This is a genomic window from Mycobacterium sp. Dal123C01 (assembly GCF_052566995.1).
In genome coordinates this window covers 4,056,181-4,075,581 of the sequence record NZ_CP199580.1, presented here as the reverse complement: position 1 = coordinate 4,075,581, position 19,401 = coordinate 4,056,181, and the positions used below count along the sequence as shown (strand labels likewise).

18 protein-coding genes are annotated in these 19,401 nt (G+C 66.8%); 12 read left to right on the top strand and 6 right to left on the bottom strand.

Features of this window, described 5'->3' with window-relative positions; genetic code table 11:
• Positions 1-155 precede the first annotated feature (155 nt).
• On the top strand, positions 156-827 hold the full coding sequence (ureG, locus tag ACTXG5_RS19255; RefSeq protein ID WP_445160311.1) for an urease accessory protein UreG: 672 nt from the start codon (positions 156-158) through the stop codon (positions 825-827).
• 10 nt (positions 828-837) lie between these two features.
• Positions 838-1,485: an urease accessory protein UreD gene (locus ACTXG5_RS19250; RefSeq protein WP_445160310.1), complete on the top strand. Its 648-nt coding sequence runs from the start codon at positions 838-840 to the stop codon at positions 1,483-1,485.
• On the opposite strand, the gene ACTXG5_RS19245 is transcribed toward ACTXG5_RS19250, so the two are convergent.
• Both ACTXG5_RS19245 and ACTXG5_RS19240 read right to left on the bottom strand, forming a co-directional pair.
• Positions 1,482-2,870 carry an NAD(P)/FAD-dependent oxidoreductase gene (locus tag ACTXG5_RS19245; RefSeq protein WP_445160309.1) on the bottom strand — a complete coding sequence of 463 codons (1,389 nt, stop codon included), beginning with the start codon at positions 2,868-2,870 and terminating at the stop codon, positions 1,482-1,484. The genes ACTXG5_RS19250 and ACTXG5_RS19245 overlap by 4 nt on opposite strands.
• A gap of 253 nt (positions 2,871-3,123) precedes the next feature.
• Positions 3,124-3,801 carry an SDR family oxidoreductase gene (locus ACTXG5_RS19240; protein WP_445160308.1) on the bottom strand — a complete coding sequence of 226 codons (678 nt, stop codon included), beginning with the start codon at positions 3,799-3,801 and terminating at the stop codon, positions 3,124-3,126.
• Positions 3,802-3,991: 190 nt separating this feature from the next.
• Here ACTXG5_RS19240 and modA point away from each other — a divergent pair, with 190 nt between their 5' ends.
• Complete coding sequence (gene modA / locus ACTXG5_RS19235; RefSeq protein ID WP_445160307.1) at positions 3,992-4,777, top strand: molybdate ABC transporter substrate-binding protein; 786 nt, start codon at positions 3,992-3,994, stop codon at positions 4,775-4,777.
• Here the strand turns inward: modA and ACTXG5_RS19230 are convergent.
• Positions 4,774-5,562, bottom strand: a complete 789-nt coding sequence (locus tag ACTXG5_RS19230; protein ID WP_445160306.1) for a class I SAM-dependent methyltransferase — start codon at positions 5,560-5,562, stop codon at positions 4,774-4,776. The two genes, modA and ACTXG5_RS19230, sit on opposite strands and share 4 nt — an antisense overlap.
• Before the next feature lie 250 nt (positions 5,563-5,812).
• Here ACTXG5_RS19230 and ACTXG5_RS19225 point away from each other — a divergent pair, with 250 nt between their 5' ends.
• The 6 genes from ACTXG5_RS19225 (at position 5,813) to ACTXG5_RS19200 (ending at position 10,657) form a co-directional block, all read left to right on the top strand.
• Entirely contained in the window at positions 5,813-6,610 is a 798-nt protein-coding gene (locus tag ACTXG5_RS19225; RefSeq protein ID WP_445164498.1) for an ABC transporter permease, read from the top strand.
• Positions 6,611-6,615: 5 nt separating this feature from the next.
• A complete protein-coding gene (locus ACTXG5_RS19220) occupies positions 6,616-7,737 on the top strand; it encodes a sulfate/molybdate ABC transporter ATP-binding protein (protein ID WP_445160305.1) in 1,122 nt (373 codons plus the stop codon).
• Positions 7,738-7,845: 108 nt separating this feature from the next.
• A complete protein-coding gene (locus ACTXG5_RS19215; RefSeq protein WP_445160304.1) occupies positions 7,846-8,856 on the top strand; it encodes an alanine and proline-rich secreted protein Apa in 1,011 nt (336 codons plus the stop codon).
• 5 nt (positions 8,857-8,861) lie between these two features.
• Positions 8,862-9,161: a GlsB/YeaQ/YmgE family stress response membrane protein gene (locus ACTXG5_RS19210; RefSeq protein ID WP_445160303.1), complete on the top strand. Its 300-nt coding sequence runs from the start codon at positions 8,862-8,864 to the stop codon at positions 9,159-9,161.
• 132 nt (positions 9,162-9,293) lie between these two features.
• Complete coding sequence (locus ACTXG5_RS19205; RefSeq protein ID WP_445160302.1) at positions 9,294-9,572, top strand: GlsB/YeaQ/YmgE family stress response membrane protein; 279 nt, start codon at positions 9,294-9,296, stop codon at positions 9,570-9,572.
• A gap of 56 nt (positions 9,573-9,628) precedes the next feature.
• Positions 9,629-10,657 (top strand): zinc-binding alcohol dehydrogenase family protein, encoded by a 1,029-nt coding sequence (locus ACTXG5_RS19200; RefSeq protein WP_445160301.1) that lies wholly within the window; start codon positions 9,629-9,631, stop codon positions 10,655-10,657.
• Between the two features lie 6 nt (positions 10,658-10,663).
• Here ACTXG5_RS19200 and ACTXG5_RS19195 read toward each other — a convergent pair whose 3' ends face one another.
• From ACTXG5_RS19195 to ACTXG5_RS19185, 3 genes are read right to left on the bottom strand one after another with little or no spacing between them, the layout of a single operon-like run.
• The gene (locus ACTXG5_RS19195; protein ID WP_445160300.1) at positions 10,664-11,431 is read right to left on the bottom strand and encodes a lysostaphin resistance A-like protein; all 768 of its coding nucleotides are present in this window, start codon (positions 11,429-11,431) and stop codon (positions 10,664-10,666) included.
• 54 nt (positions 11,432-11,485) lie between these two features.
• The gene (locus tag ACTXG5_RS19190) at positions 11,486-13,864 is read right to left on the bottom strand and encodes a phosphoketolase family protein (protein ID WP_445160299.1); all 2,379 of its coding nucleotides are present in this window, start codon (positions 13,862-13,864) and stop codon (positions 11,486-11,488) included.
• 46 nt (positions 13,865-13,910) lie between these two features.
• Entirely contained in the window at positions 13,911-14,759 is an 849-nt protein-coding gene (locus ACTXG5_RS19185; RefSeq protein WP_445160298.1) for an SDR family oxidoreductase, read from the bottom strand.
• A 105-nt stretch (positions 14,760-14,864) separates the two neighbouring features.
• Between ACTXG5_RS19185 and ACTXG5_RS19180 the strand changes: the two genes are divergently transcribed.
• Genes ACTXG5_RS19180 through ACTXG5_RS19170 form a run of 3 tightly spaced genes read left to right on the top strand, consistent with a single transcriptional unit; the run spans position 14,865 to position 19,366 of the window.
• Positions 14,865-15,398: a GNAT family N-acetyltransferase gene (locus ACTXG5_RS19180; RefSeq protein ID WP_445160297.1), complete on the top strand. Its 534-nt coding sequence runs from the start codon at positions 14,865-14,867 to the stop codon at positions 15,396-15,398.
• Positions 15,399-15,450: 52 nt separating this feature from the next.
• Complete coding sequence (locus tag ACTXG5_RS19175) at positions 15,451-17,850, top strand: CoA transferase (protein WP_445160296.1); 2,400 nt, start codon at positions 15,451-15,453, stop codon at positions 17,848-17,850.
• Positions 17,851-17,884: 34 nt separating this feature from the next.
• Positions 17,885-19,366, top strand: a complete 1,482-nt coding sequence (locus ACTXG5_RS19170; protein WP_445160295.1) for an acetyl-CoA acetyltransferase — start codon at positions 17,885-17,887, stop codon at positions 19,364-19,366.
• Positions 19,367-19,401: the final 35 nt, after the last annotated feature.

Sequence of the window (19,401 nt, the reverse complement as noted above, 5' to 3'; positions counted from 1 at the left end):
TCAAGTCCGTGATAGCCGTCAGACCGCTGTGACTTTCCTGGCAACCACCCCAGCAGCCGCCCGCTTACCTGGCCGACTGGACATCATGGGGTCGATACCTGCCTAACAACGCGCCGAACGCGAACAACTCGCATTCGTCTCCCGGAAGACATGACATGCCAACACATTCGCACAGCCATCCGCATCCACAAGTCGATCGGCCAAGGCGCGTCAGGCAGCCGGCGGAGCCGCTGCGCATCGGCATCGGCGGACCGGTCGGCTCCGGCAAGACCGCGCTGGTCGCCGCGTTGTGCCGGCAACTGCGTGAAGAGCTTTCGCTGGCGGTGCTGACCAACGACATCTACACCACCGAGGACGCTGACTTTTTGCGCAAACACGCAGTGCTGCCAAACGACCGGATCGCGGCCGTGCAGACCGGGGGCTGCCCGCATACCGCGATCCGTGACGACATCACCGCAAATCTCGACGCGATCGACGACTTGATCGCCGCCCACGAAGCGCTGGACCTGATCTTGGTCGAATCCGGCGGCGACAACCTCACCGCGACCTTCTCTTCGGGCCTGGTGGACGTCCAGATTTTCGTCATCGACGTGGCCGGCGGAGATAAGGTGCCGCGCAAGGGCGGACCAGGTGTTACCTACTCGGATCTGTTGGTAGTCAACAAGACTGACCTCGCGCCGCTGGTAGGCGCCGACCTGGATGTGATGGCCCGCGACGCCGACGCGGTGCGCGACGGCCGCCCGACGGTGCTGCAGTCCTTAACCAAGGATCCGACCGCGACCGAGGTGCTGGCGTGGGTGCACGCTCAGTTGGCCGTTACCGGCTGACGGCGCACCGATGCTGTCAAAGGTCCTGTTGGTCGCGTCCAGTGACCGGTTACCCCGCATCCAGTGCAGCGGCGGTATCCAGGCCCGCTGCACCGCAACCGATACCGTGCACCTGGTGTCGGCGGCGGCGACCCCGCTGGGCGGCGACACCATCGATGTCCGGGTCATCGTCGAGGCCGGTGCCGTCTTGAAGCTGCGCAGCGCCGCGGCGACCGTGGCCTTGCCCGGGCCAAAAACCCTGACATCGCAGGCAAGTTGGGACATCGAGGTGAGCGGCAGTCTCGACGTCGATCTCGAACCGACGGTCGTCGCCGCCGATGCGCGACATGTGTCGACGGTGGTGTTGTTCCTGCGCGGCGACGGCAGCGTCCGCTTCCGTGAACGGGTGCAGATCGGCAGATGCAATGAGCGCGAAGGGTTCTGGTCGGGATCGCTGCGGGCCGACCTCGACGATCGCCCGCTGTTGCGGCACCGGGTGGAATTAGGCGCCGGGTCGGTGGCCGACGACAGCATCGCCGCCCCGCGGGCAACTATCAACGAATTATGCTATCCGGCAACAGACTTCATCAGCAGCTCGATGCCCAACGCATCCACCGTGCTGACATTGGCAGGTGGCGGGACGCTCAGCACGTGGCAGGCGGACCGGCTGCTCGGCTAACTGGCGGCCCGGGTCGTGGTCGACTCGCGGGCCTCGGCAGCCAGTTCGGCCAGCTGTTCGAGCCGTGTTCGCGCGAAGGCCTGCTGGTCGGTGATCGTCAGCTGTCCACGCCGTGTGCTCAGGAACGTCACCGTCCACGAGAGCAGCGTGGTGATCTTTGTCTTGAAGCCGATCAGATAGACAAGGTGCAGCACCAGCCACATCAGCCAGGCGATAAAGCCGCTGAACTCCAGCGGACCGACCTTGGCCACCGCGGAAAACCGCGACACCGTGGCCATCGAGCCCTTGTCGAAGTACTGGAACGGCTCACGCTGTGTTGGGTCTGCCCCGTCGAGTTCGGCCTTGATCGCGTTGGCGACGTACTTGGCGCCCTGGATAGCGCCTTGCGCAACTCCCGGCACGCCCTCGACGGCGGCCATGTCACCGACGACGAACACGTTCGGGTAGCCGGGGACAGACAAGTCGGGAAGCACCTTGACCCGCCCGGCCCGGTCAAGCTCGGCGGGCGACTGCTCGGCGATGTCGCGACCCAACCGGCTGGCCTGCACGCCGGCAGACCAGACCTTGCAGGCGGATTCGATGCGCCGGACGGTGCCGTCGGAGTCCTTGACGGTGATGCCGTTGCGGTCTACGTCGGTGACCATGGCGCCGAGTTGGATCTCGACACCCATCTTCTCTAGCCGCGCTTTTGCCCGCTCGCCCAGCTTTTCGCCCATCGGCGGCAAGACCGCTGGAGCGGCGTCGAGCAGAATGACCCGCGCCTTGGTCGAATCAATGTGCCGGAAAGCACCTTTCAAGGTGTACTCAGCCAATTCGGCGATCTGCCCGGCCATTTCGACACCGGTGGGGCCCGCCCCGACGACGGTGAACGTCAGTAGCTTCCTGCGGCGCTCGGGGTCGCTTGAGCGCTCGGCCTGCTCGAAAGCGCTCAAGATGCGGCCGCGCAGTTCGAGCGCGTCATCGATCGACTTCATACCGGGTGCGAATTCGGCGAAGTGGTCGTTGCCGAAGTAGGACTGGCCGGCGCCGGCGGCGACGATCAGGCTGTCGTACGGAGTGTCGTAGCTGTGGCCAAGCAACTCCGAGACAACGCACTGGTTGGCCAGATCGACATGGGTGACGTTGCCGAGCAGGACCTGGACGTTGCGCTGATTGCGCAGGACAACCCGGGTCGGCGGCGCGATCTCGCCCTCGGAGATGATCCCGGTGGCGACTTGGTACAGCAACGGCTGGAACAAGTGATGCGTGGTGCGTGCGATCAACTTGATGTCGACGTCGGCCCGTTTGAGTTTCTTTGCCGCATTGAGTCCGCCGAATCCCGATCCGATGATCACGACGCGGTGCCGTCGCTGGGGTTCAGCTGTAGCTTCTGGGTGGGGGCTCATTGCTTCCGATGCTCCTGATGGGGCTTCATATCGTGCGCTAGCAGTTAGCTATAACGCTAGTCAACCGACTGCTCCGAAACCCACTAGTAAGCCTGTGTAATCAACCACACCGGCCCATTACGCCTGGTCACACCAACGTGATTCGCATCATGTACAACGCCCGATGCGACCCCGGTTACATACCGAGCAGTGGCCACCAAGCCGAATAGCCACGCCGCCTACCGCCGCGAGCGGCGACTAAAGCGACCGACGCTCAGGCGAATTGAGCGAGTGCGCCGTGACTGACGTGCAGGGTCTGGCCGGTGATGTGGCGGGCCGCCGGGGTGGTGAGGAACAACGCCAACCGACCGACCTCCGCCGCGACGGAAAGCGGCGTGCGTGACAGACCGTCGTAGCCGGCCTGGGCGCTGCGCCCACTTGCCACGACATTGACGGTGATCCCGCGAGTGCCGAAAACGCTTGCCTGCCCGGCAATCCAATTCGACAGTGTCGCTTTGATTGCGGCGTCGACGCTGCCCGCGGGCGGATTTTCCGGCACGACGCTGACGATGGAACCACCGGAGCGCAGATTGTCGCCAACTGCTTGCACCGTCAGCACCGCCGACAGCACCGTCGCGTCGAGCGCGGTGCGCCACGCGGTGGCGGTGTCGGAAATCGAATAGGTACGTGGGTCGCCGGCATCCCAGCACGGCGCCGGCACGTTGACGATGGTGTCCAGGTGATGGGGGAACAACCCGCGAGCCTCCTCGAGGCTGGCCGGGTCGGTCGTGTCGCAGACGATCGCGTCGACGTCCAGTTCTTTGGCGTTGACCTCGAGATCGCTGCGGCGTGAACCGACGAGGGTCACCTTGTGACCGTCATCGCGAAAACCCTCGGCAACTGTGCGGCCGAGCTCCGTGTCGCCGCCGGTGACCAGCACCTCCACTGCCATGACCTCCTCGTGTTCAACGTCGAACCCAAACCCGCCGACGCCTGGAATCTCAGCGTGTTAAGGCACCGATATCCGTCGATGTTACTGGACAGTAGCTCTAAGGGGAAACTAAGGACGCCCCGACGCGCAGACAATTTTCGGTAACTCTTTGGCCGTCACCCCTTAACCTTCCGCAAGCTAGGGTCTGATCATGCGTCGGATCGGGGTGCTGGCCGGTTTGGTATCGACGGTTCTCGTCGCGGGCTTGATGGCGTGTAGTTCGAAAACGCCGTCGCCGTCAGCCGGGCAGTCACCGGCGCCCACCGGCTCGATCGTGGTGTTTGCCGCGGCTTCGCTCAAGCCCGCGTTCACCCAGATCAGTCAGCAGTTCAAGACCGACAATCCCGGTAGCGGTGTCGAATTCGAGTTCGCGGGTTCCTCCGAACTCGCCACCCAGTTGACCCAGGGCGCGACCGCCGACGTCTTCGCGTCGGCGGACACCGCGCAGATGGACACCGTCGTCAAAGCCGGACTGCTGGCCGGGGACCCGACGAACTTCGCGGCCAACACGCTGGTCATCGTCACCGCGCCGGGCAATCCGAAAAAAATCGGTTCCTTCGCCGACCTGGCCAAGCCGGGAATCAGCGTGGTGACCTGCCAGCAGCCGGTGCCATGCGGAGCGGCAACCCAGCGCATCGAGAACAACACCGGAGTGCACCTCAACCCGGTCAGTGAGGAACCCAGCGTGACCGATGTCCTCAACAAGGTCACCACCGGGCAGGCCGACGCCGCGCTGGTCTACGTCACGGACGCAAAGAGCGCCAAGGACAAAGTCGCGACGGTCAACTTCCCCGAGGCCGCCGGCGCGGTCAACGTCTATCCGATCGGGGTCTTGAAGAAGGCGCCGCAGGCGACGACGGCGCAAAAGTTCGTGACCCTGGTGACGTCCGATGCGGGCCAGAAGATCCTGGCTCAGTCGGGCTTCGCAAAGCCCTAGTGGCGCGCCGGCCGGTCGGTGCCGACGCCGTGCGCAGCGCTGCTGAAAGGCTGCCAATTGGTCCCATGGCGCTCCGACTGCAGCGTGGCGAGCGGCTCGTCGCGGCGCTCCAGCACGACCACGTACGGATACTGGTGCACCGATGAGATCAGCCGCTGGAAGTTGCTCGGCCCGATCGTCGCCTCGCGGCCCGGTCCGACCGCCTGGACCTCCCAATGGTGAAGGTTGCGCTCCAGGCCGTTCACGTAGTTCCAGAACTCGTTGCGGGGGTGGTGGATGTCCTCGCACAGGAACACTCCGCCAGGTGAGAGCAACGGCAGCAGGGATTCAAGGGTGACGCGCTGCTGGTGCGGCTGGTGGCCGCCGTCATCGATCACAATGTCGAGCTTCGGGATGTCGGCCATCGCTCGCGCCCAGAAGTTCGGGTCGCCCTGATCGCCGACGAGTATCTTCACCTCGTCGGATTGGTAGGCGACGACCTCAGGTGCGATGTCGACGCCGTAGAGGTGTAGGCCGTCGCCGAAGTACTCGCGCCACATCTCGAGGCTGCCGCCGCTGTAGATCCCGATCTCCAGCATGTGGACCTCACGGCCGACGAACTTACGAAAGTGGCGTTCATAGATGTCGAAGTAGTGCCGCCACTTCCAGACGCCGTCGCCATCTGTGTGTCCGTCGAACCAGCGCTCCAGCTCACCCGGCGCATTTTGCGTGGTCGGCGCGTCGGTCGGCGACTGCAGATTGTGTCCAAAGAACAGGCCGGCCTGCGCGAGGTCCTCTGGGATCATGCCCCACTTCTACCAACTTATATTTGCTGATGTGCCGTTTTGCTCAGGTAGGCCCGCGCCGAGTGACGTTGCTGCCGCAACCGCCACCGCCGTCGGCGTACAAGAGGTCGTCACGGCCGCGACCAATGCAACAGCCGCACGCTTCATTGACTCCCCGTTTCCGGGCTAACGTCTTCAGGAGTCCGAGTCCGCGCCCCGCGCACCTGGCGGTTTTCAGGGTGAATGCCGTCAGTCAGTGAGAGGTGTACGTATTAGCGAGCGTCGTAATGACCTGCCCCGCTGGGTGTTTGTCCCCGCCGCCGTGGGGGCTCTCTTCGTGGTGTTGCCGCTGCTGGCGATCGCGGTCAAGGTTGATTGGCCGAATTTCTGGTCGCTGATCACCAGCTCATCGTCGAAGACGGCCCTGTTGCTGAGCCTGAAGACCGCCGCCGCGAGCACCGTGCTGTGCGTGTTGCTGGGCGTACCGATGGCACTGGTGCTGGCCCGTAGCACCGCGCGACTGGTCCTGCTGCTGCGGCCGCTGATCCTGCTGCCGCTGGTGCTGCCGCCGGTAGTGGGGGGCATTGCATTGCTCTACGCGTTCGGCCGGCTCGGACTGATCGGGCAGTACTTGGAAGCAGCCGGGATCAGCATCGCCTTCAGCACGACGGCCGTGGTGCTGGCGCAGACCTTTGTCTCGTTGCCGTTTCTGGTGATTTCCCTCGAGGGTGCCGCCCGCACTGCGGGATCCGATTATGAGGTGGTTGCGGCCACGCTCGGGGCGCGGCCCAGCACGGTGTGGTGGCGGGTCACCCTGCCGCTGCTGCTGCCGGGCCTGATGTCCGGCGCGGTCCTGGCGTTCGCCCGCTCGCTGGGGGAGTTCGGCGCGACCCTGACGTTTGCGGGTTCGCGTCAAGGCGTCACCCGCACCCTGCCGTTGGAGATCTATCTGCAACGGGTGACCGACGCGAACGCCGCTGTGGCGCTGTCGATCCTGCTTGTCGCGGTGGCCGCGCTGGTGGTACTCGGCTTGGGCGCGCGCCGGCTGACCGGAACAGACGCGAGGTAGCGGCCGTGAGCGAGTTGCAGCTTCACGCGGTCGTGGCCGACCGGCAGCTGGATGTTGAGTTCTCGGTGTCTGCCGGCGAAGTGCTCGCGGTGCTCGGACCCAACGGCGCGGGTAAGTCGACCGCCCTGCACGTCATCGCCGGGTTGGTTCGCCCCGACGAGGGGGTGGTGCGGTTGGGGGATCGGGTGTTGACCGACACGGCGGCCGGGGTGGACGTGGCGACACACGACCGGCGGGTGGGGCTGTTGCTGCAGGATCCGTTGTTGTTCCCGCACATGAGCGTGGCCGCCAACGTGGCGTTCGGACCGCACAGCCGTCGGGGGATTTTCCGCTCCGCGCGCGCCAAGGAGAAGCAGACGGCGCTGCGCTGGCTGCGCGAGGTGGATGCCGAACAGTTCGCCGACCGGAAACCGCGGCAGCTGTCCGGCGGACAAGCCCAGCGGGTGGCGATAGCGCGGGCGTTGGCCGCCGAACCCGATGTGCTGCTGCTCGACGAGCCGCTGAACGGTCTGGACGTCGGGGCGGCCGCGGCCATCCGTGCGGTGTTACGCACCGTGGTCGCCCGCAGTGGTTGCGCGGTAATCCTGATCACCCACGACCTGCTGGACGTGTTCACGCTGGCCGATCGGGTCCTGGTCCTCGAGTCGGGGAAGATCTCCGAAGTCGGACCCGTGCCCGCGGTGCTGACCGCGCCCCGCAGTCATTTCGGGGCCCGTATCGCGGGTGTCAACCTGGTCAACGGGACCATCGGCCCAGGCGGCGCACTGCACGCCCGCTCCGGTGCGCACTGGTACGGGACCCCCGCCCAGCAGCTGGGTTCCGCGCTGTCTAACGGGCAGGACGCGATCGCGGTGTTCTCGCCGACGGCGGTGTCCGTGTATCGAGACCGGCCGCACGGCAGCCCCCGCAACTGTGTTGACCTCACCGTGGCAGAGCTCGACATCCGCGGATCCGCGGTCATGGTCCGCGGCCAGGAGCAGCCCGGCGGCGCCCCGGGGCTGGCGGCGGAGATCACCGTCGACGCCGCCGCCGAGCTGCAACTGGCACCCGGAGACCGGGTCTGGTTTTCGGTCAAAGCTCTCGAAGTGGCGCTGTATCCGGCCGTGTCGCACACCCACCCGCGGTGAACTGCGCAGACTCACCGAAGGTTGCACTCCGGCAACAACCGGAAAACCGCCTCGCATCCTCAGCAAGGCACCCTTGCGTCACAGCGGTAACACGGTAGGTTCGTCGCCATGGATCAGGTGGACTCAAACTCGACACGTCGCAAAGGTCTGTGGGCGACGCTGGCGATCGCCACGGTGACCAGTGCCACCGCCGTCACCATCGCGTTGCCGTTCACCGCGAACGCCGATCCCGAGGTCCCGACGCCGGTCCCGGCAACGACGACGACCGCGCCGGCCCCGGCCCCAGTCCAGGCACCCGCGACCACGCCTGCGCCGCCGGGGGTCCCGGCGCCCGCTGGGCAACCCGCGCCGGGCGACCCGAACGCGGGACCGCCGCCGCCCCCGCCCGTCGACCCGAACGCACCTGCACCGCCCCCGCCCGTCGACCCGAACGCCACCCGGATCAGCAACGCCGTCGGCGGATTTAGCTTCACCCTTCCCGGCGGCTGGGCGGAGTCGGACGCTTCGCACCTCGACTATGGCTCGGAGTTGCTCAGCAAGATGACCGGACCGCCGCCGTCGCCCGGTCAGCCGGCGCCGGTTGCGAACGACACCCGCATCGTGATGGGACGACTGGACCAAAAGCTTTACGCCAGCGCAGAAGCCAACGACGGCAAGGCCGCGGTCCGGCTGGGCTCGGACATGGGTGAGTTCTTCATGCCGTATCCGGGCACGCGGATCAACCAGGAATCCGCCCCGCTCACCGGCGCCAACGGGATTACCGGAAGTTCGTCGTTCTATGAGGTCAAGTTCAGCGATCCGAGTAAGCCGAACGGGCAGATCTGGACTGGTGTTGTCAGCGCGCCCGGGGCGACCAGCACCGGGCCGCCCCAGCGCTGGTTTGTGGTGTGGCTCGGGACCGGCAACAACCCGGTAGACAAGGTCGGGGCGAAAGCGCTGGCCGAGTCGATCCTGCCGTTCACCGCGCCGGGCGCGCCGGCTACGGGGGCGGCCCCGGGACCAGCTCCGGGCGTGCCAGCCCCGGGAGTTCCCGCGCCGGCCCCGGCACCAGGCCAAGCACCCGCGAGTGAAGTCACTCCCACTCCGAGCCCCGCGCCTCAGCAGACGTCCACGGCCTGACCAGCATGGGCGTCATGGCAGCTACCGAGTACCTGGCCCGATCAACCACGCTGACGAGCGTCGGCGTAATTGGTTACATCATCATCGGCGGTCTGGCGGGGTGGGCCGCCGGCAAGCTTGTCAAAGGTTCCGGATCCGGCATCTTGATGAACATCGCGATCGGCATCGTCGGTGCGTTGATCGGCGGCTTCTTATTGAGCTTCGCTTTCGACACCGCGTCCGGCGGCTGGATCTTTACCTTCCTCACCGCACTATTGGGGTCGGTAATCCTGCTCTGGATCGTCGGCATGGTGCGAAAGACCTAGTCCGGCTCAGCGCGTGACGCGTTAAGCCCCACGACGACAAGGGAAGTCGCGAATCCCTGAGACGGTTGATTTGGCCGGTATGGGGTATACCCACCAGGTCCGCTCGCCAGTTAACAGTCGAAGGAGCCGGTCGTGGTCTTACACATCATTTGGCTAATCGTTCTTGGTCTGATCGTCGGCTTGGTTGCGCGTCTCCTCGTGCCAGGCAAGCAGCCGATGGGTTGGGTCGCAACTGCCTTGCTCGGCATCGTCGGGGCCTATGTTGGCGGCACCCTGGGGAGCATCGTTTTCCCCCCGCACCAATTCGACATTCACCCGCCCATCCAGCACTCGTTCCTGGGCGCACTGGTGGGCGCGGTCATCCTGTTGTGGATCTACAAAGTCGCCACCTCGCGCACGAAGACTCTGTAGGCGTGCAGCACCGCTACGCCATGCCGATCGGCGACGCGTAGCGGCATGATTGGGTGATGGCCCCGGAGGCGACCACCACGACGATGAGCGCGTGGCGAGTGCGTCGGCCCGGCCCGATGGACACCGACCCGCTGGAGCGTGTCACCACCGAAGTGCCGCGACCCGCGCCCTCGGAATTGCTGGTGGCCGTGCGCGCCTGCGGCGTGTGCCGCACCGACCTGCACGTCACCGAGGGCGACCTGCCGGTGCACCGCGAGCGGGTCACTCCCGGCCACGAAGTCGTGGGGGAGATCGTCGAGATGGGCGCCGACGCCGGTGACCGGTTCGAGGTGGGGGACCGGGTGGGCATCGCCTGGCTGCGCCACACCTGCGGTGTGTGCAGATACTGCCGCCGCGGCGATGAGAACCTATGTCCACAGTCCCGGTACACGGGCTGGGATGCCGATGGCGGATACGCCGAATTCGCCACGGTCCCTGCGGCTTTCGCACATCATCTGCCGAGCGGTTACAGCGACAGCGAGCTGGCGCCATTGTTGTGCGCCGGCATCATCGGATACCGCTCACTGCTGCGCGCCGAGCTACCGGCCGGTGGCCGGCTGGGCATCTACGGCTTCGGCGGCAGCGCTCACATCACCGCGCAGGTCGCGTTGGCGCAAGGCGCCGAGGTGCACGTGATGACCCGCGGCGAGCGGGCGCGCGAGCTGGCGTTGCAGCTTGGCGTCGCGTCGGCTCAGGGCGCCGCCGATCCACCGCCGGTGCCGCTGGATTCCGCGATCCTGTTCGCCCCGGTCGGCGAGCTGGTGCTGCCCGCGTGCGAGGCGTTGGACCGCGGTGGCACCTTGGCGATCGCCGGGATTCATCTGTCGGATATCCCCGCCCTGAACTATCAGCGTCACCTGTTCCAGGAGCGCCAGATTCGGTCGGTCACGTCGAACACCCGGGCCGATGCGCGGGCGTTTCTGGACTTCGCGGGACACCATCACATCGAGGTGACCACCCCGGAATACCCGCTGGGACAAGCCGCTGCGGCGCTGGCCGATCTCAGCGCCGGTCGCATCGCCGGGGCCGCAGTACTGCTGGTGTAACCAAGCTCAGGCGGACAGGTGCCAGACGACGGCAGCGGCCAACGCGCCCAACCCGTTCAATGACCAGTGCAGCGCGATCGGCGCGATCAGGCTGCCGCTGCGCCTGCGCAACCAGCTGAAGACGAACCCCGCGGACCCCGTCGCCAGCACGGCCAGGGTCACTCCGGCCACCATCCCGACGATCCCGCCGCCGAACAGCCGGGTGAAGCCGACGTTGTTGCTGGTCAGCCCGAGCGACGTGGCGACGTGCCACAGACCGAACAGCAACGAGCCACCCAGTGCCACCCCGCGAAATCCCCAGGCCCGATGCAGCGTGCCGTGCAGGACACCCCGGAAGGCCAGCTCCTCGGGAATCACGGTTTGCAGCGGAATGATGACCATCGAGGCAATCAGCGCACCGGAAACGGTCGCGTAGTGGTTGTTCAGGAACATCGGCCGCGTCATCGGCAATAGCACGCCGACCGTGATCACCGACCCCACCACGGCCACGGCAGCCACGGCGTAGCCCACGCCGGAGCGCCAGTGCTCGCGGCCCAGGCCCAGGTCGCCCCAGTCCAGCCCGGTGTAGCGCATCAACAGCACCAGCCCGGCGGCGGCGGCCGGGACTGCGGCCACACTCGCCCACGGCGTGGTGAAGTGCGCGATCAGGTTCGTCAGCACCAGCACCGCGACGACCAGGGCGATGTCGAAGTACAGCCGCAGCCGGTGCAGCGCCGACAGCTGTGACACCACCGGGTGGAGGTCAACGGCATCGAAGGCGGCGTATTCAGACATTGCCGCCGAGTTTACCTGCGCGCTGTTGCCGCCCAGGTCAGATCGACTCCCAGGTCAGATCGACTCCCACGTCCAGTGCGCGATCTGGGGGTCGTCCTCCCCGTGCTCGCGGGTGTAGCGCCGGGCGGCCAGCCGCGCGTCGGCCATCCGCTGCCGAAGCAGCGCGGCGCGGCCGGCTAACCCGTCGACCCGGTCGATGACATCCATCACCAGGTGGAAGCGGTCGAGGTCGTTGAGCATCACCATGTCGAACGGTGTCGTCGTGGTGCCCCGCTCCTTGAACCCGCGCACGTGGATGTTCGCGTGATTGGCGCGGCGATAGCTGAGCCGGTGGATCAGCCAGGGATAGCCGTGATAGGCGAAGATGACCGGTTTGTCGCGGGTGAACAGCGCATCGAACTCCCTGTCGGGCAACCCGTGGGGGTGCTCAGACTCCGGCTGCAGCCGCATCAGGTCGACAACGTTGACCACCCGCACCGCGAGGTCAGGCAGTTCGCGACGCAGGATGTCGGCGGCAGCCAGCGTCTCCAGTGTGGGGACGTCACCGGCGCACCCCAGCACCACGTCGGGTTCGCCGGTCGCGGTGCTGGCCCACTCCCAGATCCCCAGGCCGCGGGTGCAGTGCGCGATCGCGTCGTCCATGTCGAGGTAGGCCAGCGCGGGTTGTTTGCCGGCGACAATCACGTTGATGTAGTCGCGACTGCGCAGGCAGTGGTCGGACACCGACAGCAGCGTGTTGCCGTCCGGCGGCAGGTAGACCCGCACGATCTCGGCGCGCTTGTTGGCGACCAGGTCGATGAACCCGGGGTCCTGATGGGACGCGCCGTTGTGGTCCTGGCGCCACACATGCGAGCTCAGCAGGTAGTTCAACGACGCGATCGGCTGCCGCCAGGGCAGTTCGCGGCTGGTAGACAGCCATTTCGCGTGCTGGTTGAGCATCGAGTCGACGATGTGCACGAACGCCTCGTAGCAGTTGAACAGGCCGTGCCGTCCGGTCAGCAGATAGCCCTCCAGCCAGCCCTGGCACAGGTGCTCGGAGAGCACCTCCATCACCCGGCCGTCGGCGGCCAGGTGGTCGTCATCGGGCTCGGTCCGCGAGAGCCAGACCTTGCCCGTCGCCTCGAACACGGGGGACAGCCGGTTGGACGCGGTTTCGTCGGGACCCATCAACCGGAAGCGGTCCGGGTTGCGAGTGATGACGTCGCGCAGGAACGTTCCCAGCACCCGGGTGGCCTCGTGGGTTGATGCGGCCGGCTTCGGCACCGGCACCGCGTAGTCGCGGAAGTCCGGCAGATCCAGCTCGCGCAGCAGCAGGCCGCCGTTCGCATGCGGGTTGGCGCTCATCCGCCGCTGGCCCGTTGGTGCCAGCTGGCGCAGTTCCGGGCGCAGCGCGCCGCGGGAGTCGAACAGCTCATCGGGCCGATAGCTGCGCAGCCACTCTTCCAGCTGCGCGCGGTGTGCGGGGTTGTCGTGCGTCTCGGAGAGCGGCACTTGGTGTGCGCGCCAGGTGCCCTCGACGTGTTTGCCGTCGACCACCTTGGGCCCGGTCCAGCCTTTCGGGGTGCGCAGCACGATCATCGGCCATACGGGGCGGTCGGTCTGTTCGCCGTTGCGCGCCGCGCGCTGGATGCTCGCGATGTCGTCGAAAGCCTCATCGAAGGCGGCGGCCAACTCCCGGTGCACGACGGACGGATCATCGCCGGCGACCGTGATCGGCCGGTATCCGTAGCCGCGCAACAGCGATTCGAGTTCGGCATGCGGGATGCGGGCCAGCACGGTCGGGTTGGCGATCTTGTAGCCGTTGAGGTGCAGGATCGGCAGCACCGCCCCGTCGATGGCCGGGTTGAGGAATTTGTTCGAGTGCCAGCTGGCCGCCAGCGGCCCGGTTTCGGCTTCGCCGTCGCCAATCACGCACGCGACCACCAGATCCGGGTTGTCGAACGCCGCACCGAAGGCGTGCACCAGCGCGTAGCCCAGTTCGCCACCTTCGTGGATAGACCCCGGGGTCTGGGCGGCGACGTGGCTGGGTATGCCGCCGGGGAAGGAGAACTGACGGAACAGCCTGCGCAGTCCTTCGGCGTCCTCGCCGATACCGGTGTACACCTCGGTGTAGGTGCCTTCCAGGTAGGCGTTGGCCACCAGACCCGGACCGCCATGGCCGGGCCCGGTCACGTAGATGACGCTGGCGTCGCGGTTGCGGATGATCCGGTTCAGGTGGGCGTAGACGAGGTTGAGCCCGGGTGTGGTGCCCCAATGCCCCAGCAGCCGGGGTTTGACGTGCTCGGCCGCCAGCGGTTCCGTAAGCAGTGGGTTGTCCAGCAGATAGATCTGGCCGACCGATAGGTAATTGGCGGCGCGCCAATACTTGTCGATCAGGGCCAGTTCGTCGTCGGAGAGTTCTTCGGGCGCGGTGGTCGGGGTTTCCAGGCTCACGTGCCCGATTGTCCGCGCCGCCGCGCGGTGCCGCTAGGAGCGAAAGTCACTCCTCGCCGCGAGCGCGGGCTTCGTAGGCCTTGCGCTTGTCGACGTCGATGTCATCGGTGAAGACCTGCTCACCGCCCATGACGCGGTTCAGACCCTCGGAGACCACGCGCGGCAGGAACTTCTGCGACGCGATCAGCGCCCCGGCCGCCTTGGTGACCCGCACCCGCGTCTTCGGGTGGGCGACGAGCCCGACGATCGCGGCCGCGATATCGGCCGGCTCCGCGTTTTTAAATCCCTTCATTCCCGCGGTGCCCGCGACAAGTTCGGTGTTCACGAACGTCGGTAACACCAGGGAGAACTTCACCCCCGCGGAGCGGTACTCCAGCCTGGCAGCGTCGGTGAAACCGATCACCGCGTGCTTGCTGGCACCATAACTCGCCAGCCCGATGGCATAGACCTCACCGGCCAGCGAGGCGACGTTGATGACGTGTCCCTGGCCGCGGGGGACCATGCGCTGCACCGCCAGCTTGCTGCCCAGGATCACGCCGTAGACGTTGATATCCAGAATGCGCCGGGTGACGGCGTCCGGTTCGTCGATGACCCGGCCGACGGGCATGATGCCGGCGTTGTTGACCAGCACGTCGATCGGACCGAGTTGCCGCTCGACTTCGTCGAGGAACTCCGCGAACGAGTGCGGGTCGGTGACATCGAGTTTCCCGTAGACGTCAAGGCCGAGCGCGGCGCCGGACTCCTTGACCCTGACCTCGTCGACGTCGCCGATGGCGACCTTGGCGCCCAGGTTATGCAGTGCGGTCGCGGTGGCCAGGCCGATTCCCCGTGCGCCGCCGGTGATCACGATGACCTTGCCCTGGACTTTCAGGCCGATGGATGCGGTGTCTGCCATCTGCTAAGCACAGCACCCGACTTCCGGCGGCGCAAATGACAACCCCGGGTGCCAGGCCGTGCGAGTGCGTCGCGGAGTCGATGTCGCGGAGTCGATACTGCAAGGGTGACCAGCGTGCGCAGAGCCGTCCCGGCCGACGCGCATGACGTGGCCCGGGTACACGTTCGGTCTTGGCAGTCGGCGTACCGGGGACTCATCGCCCAGAAATACCTCGACAGCCTCGAACCGGCAGCCTGGGCGGCCAGATACACCTTTGGCCGCATGGGTTTTCAGCTGCCGTCCACCCAGGTTGCGGTCGACGGTTCGACGGTGTGCGGCCTGGTCACCACCGGCCTGTGCCGCGACGACGACCTGTCGAACTTCGGTGAGGTGATGGCGATCTACGTCGATCCGTCGTATCTGCGCACGGGCGTTGGTCGTCTGCTGATGACCGCTGCCCGAAATCGGCTGCGCCGAGTGGGCGTCACCGCGGCCGCGCTGTGGGTACTGGACGGCAATGTCGGTGCCCGGCGGTTCTACGAGCGCGACGGGTGGACGTTCGACGGAACGCGCCGCACCTCGACGTACGGCGACGTGCCCGTGGACGAAGTGCGTTATCGACGAACGCTCGAGCAGACTCGAACCAGCTTGGGCGACTAGGCTTTTGGCCACCGAGCGACACCCGGCAGCGGCGGGCCGGTACGGTGAGCCAATGGCCGACAGGTTGCTCGCTGGGGTGCGTGTCCTCGACTTGTCCGGCGGTGTCACCGACACGGTGACCCGCCTGCTCGCCGACCTGGGCGCAGACGTCGTCAAAGTGGAGCCCCCGGGCGGCAGCCCGGCTCGCGACGACCGGCCGACGCTGGCCGGCGCCAGCATCCCCTTCGCCGTGCACAACGCCAACAAGCGAAGCGTGGTGCTGAACCCGCTCGACGACGACCGCCGCACGTTCTTCGAGCTCGTCGAGGGAGCCGACATCGTGGTCGATGCCGGCCCGGCGAGTCAGGCCGAGGCGTTCGGGACCTCGGGTGCCGAGCTGGCCGATCGCTTCCCGCACCTGGTCGTGTTGTCGATCAGCGACTTCGGCGCGACGGGTCCGCGCTCGTCGTGGCGGGCGACCGATCCCGTGCTGTTCGCGATGTCGGGCTCGCTGTCGCGCTCCGGCCCCACGACGGGCACCCCGGTGTTGCCTCCGGACGGTATCGCCTCGGCAACCGCCGCCGTGCAGGCGACCTGGGCTGCGCTCGTCGCTTACTACGACAGGCTGCGTTGCGGCACAGGCGATTACATCGATTTCTCCCGGTTCGACGCCGTCGTGATGGCACTCGACCCGGCCTTCGGCGCGCACGGGCAGGCCAGCGCCGGACAGCGCAGCAGCGGGTGGCGGGGCCGCCCGCGCAACCAGGACCCCTACCCGATCTGTCCGTGCCAGGACGGCTATGTCCGGCTCTGCGTCATGGCGCCGCGGCAGTGGCGCGGCCTGCGCCGCTGGCTGGGGGAGCCGGCGGAATTCCAAGACCCCAAGTACGACGGGCTCGGTCCCCGATTCGCCGCGTGGCCGCAGATCGGCGTGCTGGTCGACGTGTTGTTCGCCGACAAGACCATGAAGGAGCTGGTTGCCGAGGGCCAGGCGCACGGGGTGCCGATCTCGGCGGTGCTGACGCCGTCGCGGATCCTGGCTTCCGAGCATTTCCAGGCCGTGGGTGCGATCACCAACACCGAACTCGTCCCCGGGGTGCGCACGGACGTGCCCACCGGATACTTCGTTGTCGACGACGAACGCTCCGGGTTCCGGACCCCCGCCCCGGCCGCCGGAGCCGACGAGCCGCGCTGGCTGGCCGACCCGGTGACGACCGCACCGTCGGGCCAAGCGGGAGGCTATCCGTTCCAGGGCCTGCGGATCCTCGATTTGGGTGTGATCGTCGCCGGTGGCGAACTGAGTCGGCTCTTCGGGGACATGGGCGCCGAGGTCATCAAGGTCGAAAGCGCCGACTACCCTGACGGGCTGCGGCAGTCGCGCGTCGGCGACGTGATGAGCGAGTCGTTCGCCTGGACGCACCGCAATCACCTCGGACTGGGGTTGGACCTGCGCAGCGAGCAGGGCAAGGAGATATTCCGGCGACTGGTCGCCGAGGCCGACGCTGTGTTTGCCAATTTCAAACCGGGAACCCTTACCTCGCTTGGGTTTTCCTTCGACACATTGCGCGAGCTCAACCCCCGGATCGTGCTCGCTGGCAGCAGCGCATTCGGAAACCGGGGACCGTGGAGCAGGCGCATGGGCTACGGCCCGTTGGTCCGCGCCACCACCGGCGTGACTCGGCTGTGGACATCCGAGGAAGCGTCCGAGGAAGCTCGCGCCGCCGGTGCCCGGCATGCGTTCTACGACGCGACGACGGTATTCCCCGACCACGTGGTGGGGCGGGTCACCGCAATCGCGGCCCTGGCCGCGCTGATTCGCCGCGATCGGACCGGCGACCCGGCTCACGTGCACATCTCGCAGGCCGAGGTCGTCGTCAATCAGCTAGACACCCTGTACGTCACCCAGGCCGCATCGCGGGCCGGTATCGCCGAAGTCGGTGATGACACCAGCGTGCACGCGGTCTACCCGTGCGCCGGCGATGACGAGTGGTGTGCCATCTCGATCCAGTCGGACAGTGAATGGCGTTGTGCTGCGGCGGTTTTCGAACAGCAACAATTGGCTGACGATCCGCGCTTCGCGGTCGGGGCGTCGAGGGTGGCCCATCGGCGGGAGTTGGTGGAGCTGGTCTCGGCCTGGACCCGCACGCATACGCCGGCGCGCGCCGCCGAAGCGCTGCAGGCGGCCGGAATTCCGGCGGGCCCGATGAACCGTCCGCCGGACATCCTTGAGGACCCACAGCTGGGCGAGCGAAAACTGTTCAGCGACATGGTGCATCCCCTAGTCGAGCGGCTGATGCCGGCCGAGACCGGCCCGGCGCCATTCCGGCACATCCCACCGGCTCCGCAACGCCCCGCACCCCTGCCCGGTCAGGACACCCGCGACCTCTGCCGGAAACTGCTTCAGATCAGCGAGCAGGAGATCGACCAGCTGATCACCGATCAAGTGCTGTTCGCACCCGCCACCAGGGCCTAACTTCCGCCCAACGTCGCCAAGATAGGTTCGTCCTATGCCCGTCGACCCCAGGACACCGGTGCTGATCGGCTACGGCCAGGTCAACCACCGTGACGAGATCGACCCGGAAACACGTTCGGTGGAACCCGTCGACCTGATGGTCGCCGCCGCCCGGCAAGCCGCCGATGCCCGGGCTCTCGAGGCCGTGGACTCCATCCGGGTGGTCAACGTCCTGTCGGCGACCTACCGCGACGCCGGGCTGTTGGTCGGCGAGCGGATCGGCGCACAGAAATTCACGACGCTGTACAGCCCGATCGGCGGCAATGTCCCGCAGTCACTGCTCAACCAGGCCTGCCTGGACGTCCAGCAGGGCCGCGCCGGCGTGGTGCTGCTTACCGGAGCCGAAACCTGGCGCACCAGACGAGGACTCAAGGCCAAGGGCGGCAGGCTCGAGTGGACGGCTCAGGATGAATCCGTGCCGATGGCACAGGTCAGCGGCGAGGACGTGCCGATGGCCGGTGACGCCGAGATCAGGATCAAGCTGGACCGGCCGGCCTACATCTACCCGCTGTTCGAACAGGCGCTTCGCATCGCGAACGGCGAGTCAGTCGAGGACCACGGCAAGCGCATCGGCGAGCTGTGGGCGCGTTTCAACGCCGTCGCGGTCGGCAATCCACATGCCTGGATCCGCAAACCCACAACCGCGGCGGAGATCTCGACGCCCAGCCCGCAGAACCGGATGATCAGCTGGCCGTATCCGAAGCTGATGAACTCCAACAACATGGTCGATCAGGGCGCCGCGCTGATCCTGACGTCCGTCGAGCAGGCCAAGCGCCTGCAAGTCCCCGCCGAGCAGTGGGTCTACCCGCACGCCGGCACGGACGCCTACGACACGCCCTCGATTGCCGAGCGTGACGAACTTCACCGCTCGCCGGCCATCCGGATCGCCGGTGCACGGGCGCTGGAGCTCGCCGGCCTGGGCATTGACGACATCGACTACGTCGACCTCTACTCGTGCTTTCCGTCCGCCGTTCAGGTAGCCGCGACCGAATTGGGGTTGAGCATCGACGACCCCGCCCGCCCGCTGACGGTCACCGGTGGGCTGACGTTCGCCGGCGGCCCGTGGAGCAACTACGTCCTGCACTCGATTGCCACCGTGGCCGAACTGCTGGTGGCCAATCCCGGACGGGCGCTGATCACCGCCAATGGCGGCTACCTGACCAAGCACAGCTTCGGGGTCTACAGTAGCGAACCACCGCGCGAATTCCGTTGGGAGAACACGCAACCCGCGGTACAGCGCGAGCCAACCCGGAACAGGTTGGTCCAATGGGAAGGCATTGGCGCCGTAGAAGCGTGGACAACGCCGTTCGACCGCGACGGCCAGCCGGAGAAGGTTTTCGTTGCTGTGCGCACCCAAGACGGGTCGCGGACACTGGCGGTGATCGCCGACCCGGACTCGGCCCAGGCAACTGTTCGTGAAGATATCGGTGGCGCCAAGGTTGCCGTCACCGCGGATGGCAGCGCGACGCTGCAGTAGGCCGGCCGGGAATAAAACTCCAGGCCAGAACGCCG